Origin of the sequence: Vibrio sp. M260118 (assembly GCF_036533755.1) — a bacterium.
GTDB lineage: Bacteria > Pseudomonadota > Gammaproteobacteria > Enterobacterales > Vibrionaceae > Vibrio.
The window spans coordinates 1-5,502 of sequence record NZ_JATABG010000245.1 but is presented as its reverse complement, the minus strand read 5'-3'; the positions used below and the strand labels follow the sequence as shown (position 1 = coordinate 5,502).

Sequence of the window (5,502 nt, the reverse complement as noted above, 5' to 3'; positions counted from 1 at the left end):
ATTCGCAACGTCTTATTACGTTGTTCAGCGCACCTGTCAAACTCGTCTATTTGGTGGTCCCCTCGTCGCCTTCACCTTCTGGGGTTGGCAAGCCATTATTTTGGCAGCAGCGATCACTCTACCTTTGGGTTTTACCTCAGGTAAAGAGTACGCTGAGCTAGAATGGCCTATCGACATCGCTATCGCGGTTGTTTGGGTCTCTTACGCTATCGTGTTCTTTGGAACATTGATAACTCGTAGGACATCCCACATCTACGTAGCAAACTGGTTCTTCGGTGCCTTTATTATCACAGTTGCGGTACTTCATATCGTTAACAGCATGGCTATCCCTGTCTCTATGGGTAAATCGTATTCGATTTATTCTGGTGCGGTCGACGCCATGGTTCAGTGGTGGTACGGACACAACGCGGTAGGTTTCTTACTGACAGCTGGTTTCCTAGGTATGATGTATTACTTCGTCCCGAAACAAGCTGAACGTCCTGTTTATTCATACCGTTTGTCTATCGTTCACTTCTGGGCGTTGGTTTCTCTATACATTTGGGCTGGTCCTCACCACCTTCACTACACTGCACTTCCAGATTGGACGCAGTCGCTAGGTATGGTGATGTCGCTAGTTCTATTTGCTCCTTCTTGGGGTGGTATGATCAACGGTATCATGACTCTGTCTGGTGCATGGCACAAACTTCGTTATGACCCTATTCTACGTTTCCTAATCGTTTCTCTATCGTTCTACGGTATGTCTACGTTTGAAGGGCCAATGATGTCTATTAAGACAGTGAATGCTCTGTCTCACTACACTGACTGGACTATCGGCCACGTACACTCTGGCGCGTTAGGTTGGGTTGCTATGGTATCTATCGGTTCGGTATACCACTTGGTTCCTCGCCTGTTCGGTCAAGAGCGCATGTACTCAGTTAGCCTAATCAATACTCACTTCTGGTTAGCAACTATCGGTACTGTGCTATACATCGTGGCGATGTGGATCTCGGGTGTTATGCAAGGTCTGATGTGGCGTGCAGTTAATTCTGACGGTACGTTGACTTACAGCTTTGTAGAGTCTGTAGAAGCGTCTTACCCATTCTACTTTGTACGTTTCCTAGGTGGATTTATTTTCCTAGCAGGTATGTTCTTAATGGCATACAACACGTACAAAACGGTAACTGCGCCTAAAGATAGTCTAAAAGCTATCCCACAGCCGGCATAAGGAGATTTAAAGAATGAGTTCTAATTCTAACAATCGCCACGAAATTGTAGAACGCAATGTCGGTTTACTCGCGATTCTTATCGTTTTTGCAATCAGTTTAGGTGCTCTTGTTGAGATCACTCCGCTGATATTCCAAAAGCAAACCACTGAGCCTGTAGAGAACCTTCGTCCTTACACAGCGCTTGAAATGGAAGGTCGTGACGTATACACCCGTGAAGGTTGTAACGTATGTCACAGCCAGATGATTCGTCCTTTCCGCTCTGAAACTGAGCGCTACGGTCACTACTCTGTTGCTGGTGAAAGTGTATACGAGCACCCATTCCTATGGGGTTCTAAACGTACTGGTCCGGATCTGGCGCGTGTTGGTGGTCGTTACTCTGATGAGTGGCATCGCGTTCACCTGATCGACCCACGTGAGTTGGTTCCTGAGTCAAACATGCCTGGTTTCCCATGGCTTGCAGAAAATGTTCTTGATGGAAAGGACACTCAGAAGAAGCTAGAAATCTTCCGTGACATGTTTGGTGTTCCATACACTGATGAGCAAATCGCAAATGCGTCTAAAGATGTAGAAGGTAAAACCGAGATGGATGCCATCATCGCTTATCTTCAGTCTCTTGGTCACGCAATGAAGTAATAAAGAGGTGACATATGGATATCGGTACTATTCACAGTATTTGGACCATAGTTCTATTCGTTAGCTTTCTAGGAGTGGTTTGGTGGGCTTACGGTAAAAGCCGTAAAGCACGCTTTGATGAAGCCGCAAACCTTGTTTTTGCTGATGAGCAGAAAGCGCCTGAAAAAGAACAAGGAGTGACTAAGCAATGACGACATTTTGGAGTCTTTGGATAATCATCATCACGGTCGGTACACTGGTCGGCTGTGCAGCGCTCCTTTTTTGGTGCCTGAAAGATAAAATGGGCGTTGAAGAAGGTGCAGATATGGGTCATGAATACGATGGTATTCGTGAGCTAAACAACCCACTGCCTAAGTGGTGGACTTATCTGTTCGTTGGTACGTTTATTTTTGCCGCAATATACCTAGCTTTATACCCAGGTTTAGGTAACTTCAAGGGCTTTCTTGGTTGGCAGAGTTCTGACCAAACCGTTCGCACCGTTGAAGAGTCAAAAGCGTCAATCTCAACGTCTCAAGAGAATAAACAGCTTGTTCAGTACGCAAAAGAGCTTGATGATGCAGAAACCTATTTTGGTGAAGCATTTAAAAAGCTTGCATACGTAGATGGTTCAACTGAACTGCGCCCTATCCCAGAAATTGCAGCGGATAATGAAGCAGTGAAAGTTGGGCAACGTTTGTTCCTACAGAACTGTTCACAGTGTCATGGTTCAGATGCTCGTGGTCTAAAAGGTTTCCCTAACCTGACTGACGACGCTTGGCTATATGGTGGTGAACCAGAGGCTATCGTAACTACCGTTATGCAGGGTCGTATTGGCCAAATGCCTAGCTGGAAAGATGCCTTGGGTGAACAAGGTGTGAAAGAAGTGGTTAGCTATACGCTAAGCCTATCCGGACGCTCTGTGAACGCTCGTGAAGCAGAAGCTGGTAAAGCTCGCTTTGTTGTGTGTGCGGCTTGTCATGGTACAGATGGTAAAGGTAACCCAGCAGTGGGTGCACCTGACCTAACTGACCAAGACTGGTTGTTCGGTGGTTCACGCGCAGACGTAACAGAAACAGTTATGAACGGTCGTTCTGGTGTAATGCCAGCTTGGAAAGATATTCTAGGCGAAGATAAAGTTCAACTTGTGTCTGCTTACGTTTGGAGCCTAAGCAACTCTGACAATTAGTAACACTTCTATAACAGCCCCTTACTCTCTATCGATGGCAAAGGGGCTGTCTTTCCTTTACAGTTAAAGCCCTAATTTATTTCATTTTTCATTGAGAACTTTTTTATGGTAAAGCCTTGGTATAAGCAGTTTTGGCCGTGGTTCCTGATCATTTTGCCGCTTACTGTTGTTGTTTGGACAATCGTTACAGTTATTGTTTTCTCTCAGAACTCGATGTCTTTGGTTACTGAGGATTACTATAAAAAAGGAAAAGGCATTAATGTCGACATTTCCAAGCAGAATGTCGCCAAAGAACTTGAGTTAAGTGCATCAGCCTATTCTGAAGGCGATGATGTCATTATCGCTTTCGATAAGGGCCAGCTCGATCATTTCCCAGCGATTACGGTGATGTTTGCGCACCGCACTCTACCGGATCGTGATTTCACTCAGTTATTAACATCAGACGCCCAAGGAAACTATCGCTTGTCATTAGATAGCGAGTTACAAGGCCCTTGGTTTATTGAGTTAACCCCACATGATCAGCAGTGGTTAGTGCAAGGTCGAGTTACATTCCCAACGACAACTCCCGTTCAACTATCGAATTAATCGCTTATGTGCAAATCCTGTTATCACTGTGGTGAAGATGTACCAGCCAACACGGATTTCAAAGTCGAAATTTTGGGTGAAGTACGTCAAATGTGCTGCCCTGGTTGCGAGACAGTCGCTCAGACTATCGTAGACAGTGGTTTAGTTTCCTATTATCAATATCGAACCGCTCCTGCGGAGAAAGCCGATCTTGTCCCTGAGCAGTTGCAGGCCCTGATCCATTATGACAATGATGATGTGCAGTCTGAGTTTGTTCGCAACAGTAAAGATAGCTCAGAGGTGACATTGTCACTTGAAGGGGTTTCTTGTGCTGCTTGTGCCTGGTTAATCGAAAAACAAGTGTCGTCTAAAAGCGGTGTACTCTCTATTCGGGTTAATACCACTACTAACCGTGCACTGTTAGCATGGGATAAATCTCAAGCTAGGCTCAGTGAAATACTCTCAGCTATTCATCAGCTCGGTTATAAAGCCGCCCCTTTTGAGGCAGATAAACAAGAAGCAGCCTACCATCAGCAAATGAAGCAGTACTTGTATCGCCTAGGTATTGCAGGGCTTGCAACCATGCAAGTTATGATGCTCGCTGTGGCGCTCTATCTCGAGGTGTTTGGTGATCTCGAACCAGAGTTTAAGAACTACTTTCGTTGGGTTAGCTTGATCTTCGCGACGCCAGTGATGCTCTACTCTGCGCTTCCCTTTTACATCAATGCTTGGCGGAGTATTAGAAGTCGAACACTTGGTATGGATGTGCCAGTATCGATTGCGATGATATTTGCCTACTGCGCAAGCCTCGTTGCGACGGTCACAGAGCAAGGAGAAGTGTTCTTTGAATCTATCTCTATGTTTGCTTTCTTCCTGTTGGTTGGACGATTCCTAGAGATGCGAGCGCGTCGTAAAGCGGCAGCGGCAAGTGGTAACCTGCTAAAACTGATCCCTGCAATTGCCAATAAACTCAATGGTGACCAGGTTCCAGTTAAAACTCTTAAGGTAGGCGATCAAATTCGCGTGTTGCCTGGTGAACATATTCCCGCGGACGGCAAAATCCTCAATGGCCGCGTACATATTGATGAGTCTATGCTTACAGGTGAATCCCTACCAGTGGTCAAGCAGTCAGGTGATCATGTATTTGCTGGTACACTTAACGGTGAAGAGTCGTTTGAGTTAGAGGTGATGTCCTCAAAGGCTGACTCGATGATCTCTAATATCGTACGTTTGCAAGACGAGGCTCAGCTTTCAAAGCCGAAAATCGCTGAGATCGCCGACATCGTCGCGCGTTACTTTGTGGCGGTTATTTTGATAATTGCCGCGGGTACCTGGTTGTTTTGGCATTCAAGCAAGCCAGATGATGCGTTTTGGATCATGCTATCAGTTTTGGTCGCTACCTGTCCTTGTGCACTCTCCCTAGCAACGCCTACAGCACTGACTTGTGCAACTTCTCGCATGGGCAATTTGGGTATCCTACTGCGGAAAAGTCATGTGTTTGAAACTCTGTGCAAGGTAAACCACCTTATCGTTGATAAAACCGGAACCCTGACTCATGGTGACATCGAGATTGATAGTGTCGATCTTCAATCTGAACTAACTAAAGAAGAAGCATTAGCCGTCGCTGCATCGTTAGAATCTCACGCCAACCACCCGATTGCACGTGCGTTCAGACCCTATTTAGATGTCAATGTTGTCGTCGAAGATGTTGAAAATATCATTGGCTCTGGTATCCATGGCCAATATAAAAACTGCGAGGTTAAGATTGGCAGCGCTCAGTTTGTTTTAGGTGAAGATACTGTTTCAAAAGCAAATACGGTTTACCTCTCTATCGATGGCAAGCATGTGGCGAGCTTTAGCTATCGCGATCCTATCCGCTTGGAAACTAAACATTTTGTTGAAAAGTTTAAAAATTCTGGGGTTAAGGTAACCCTG

General features: G+C 45.6%; 6 protein-coding genes. All 6 read left to right on the top strand.

All coding sequences use genetic code 11. The features are described 5' to 3' along the window. The coding region (gene ccoN, locus QTO00_RS14020) for a cytochrome-c oxidase, cbb3-type subunit I (RefSeq protein WP_331425353.1) at window positions 1-1,204 on the top strand (1,204 nt) is incomplete at its 5' end. 13 nt (window positions 1,205-1,217) lie between these two features. Then, complete coding sequence (gene ccoO, locus QTO00_RS14015; protein ID WP_331425352.1) at window positions 1,218-1,838, top strand: cytochrome-c oxidase, cbb3-type subunit II; 621 nt, start codon at window positions 1,218-1,220, stop codon at window positions 1,836-1,838. A gap of 14 nt (window positions 1,839-1,852) precedes the next feature. Further along, window positions 1,853-2,029, top strand: a complete 177-nt coding sequence (locus QTO00_RS14010; protein ID WP_004745916.1) for a cbb3-type cytochrome oxidase subunit 3 — start codon at window positions 1,853-1,855, stop codon at window positions 2,027-2,029. Continuing rightward, complete coding sequence (gene ccoP, locus QTO00_RS14005; protein ID WP_331425351.1) at window positions 2,026-3,003, top strand: cytochrome-c oxidase, cbb3-type subunit III; 978 nt, start codon at window positions 2,026-2,028, stop codon at window positions 3,001-3,003. Before QTO00_RS14010 ends, ccoP begins: the two co-directional genes overlap by 4 nt. A gap of 105 nt (window positions 3,004-3,108) precedes the next feature. Next, on the top strand, window positions 3,109-3,588 hold the full coding sequence (locus QTO00_RS14000) for a FixH family protein (protein ID WP_331425350.1): 480 nt from the start codon (window positions 3,109-3,111) through the stop codon (window positions 3,586-3,588). A 6-nt stretch (window positions 3,589-3,594) separates the two neighbouring features. Further along, window positions 3,595-5,502: heavy metal translocating P-type ATPase (locus QTO00_RS13995; protein WP_331425349.1), on the top strand; the 1,908-nt coding region annotated here is incomplete at its 3' end.

What these genes read in the sequence shown, in the direction of transcription:
- ccoP (WP_331425351.1), top strand. Translation starts at nt 2,026, where the DNA reads ATGACGACATTTTGGAGTCTTTGGATAATCATCATCACGGTCGGTACA.
- ccoO (WP_331425352.1), top strand. Translation starts at nt 1,218, where the DNA reads ATGAGTTCTAATTCTAACAATCGCCACGAAATTGTAGAACGCAATGTC.
- QTO00_RS14010 (WP_004745916.1), top strand. Translation starts at nt 1,853, where the DNA reads ATGGATATCGGTACTATTCACAGTATTTGGACCATAGTTCTATTCGTT.
- QTO00_RS14000 (WP_331425350.1), top strand. Translation starts at nt 3,109, where the DNA reads ATGGTAAAGCCTTGGTATAAGCAGTTTTGGCCGTGGTTCCTGATCATT.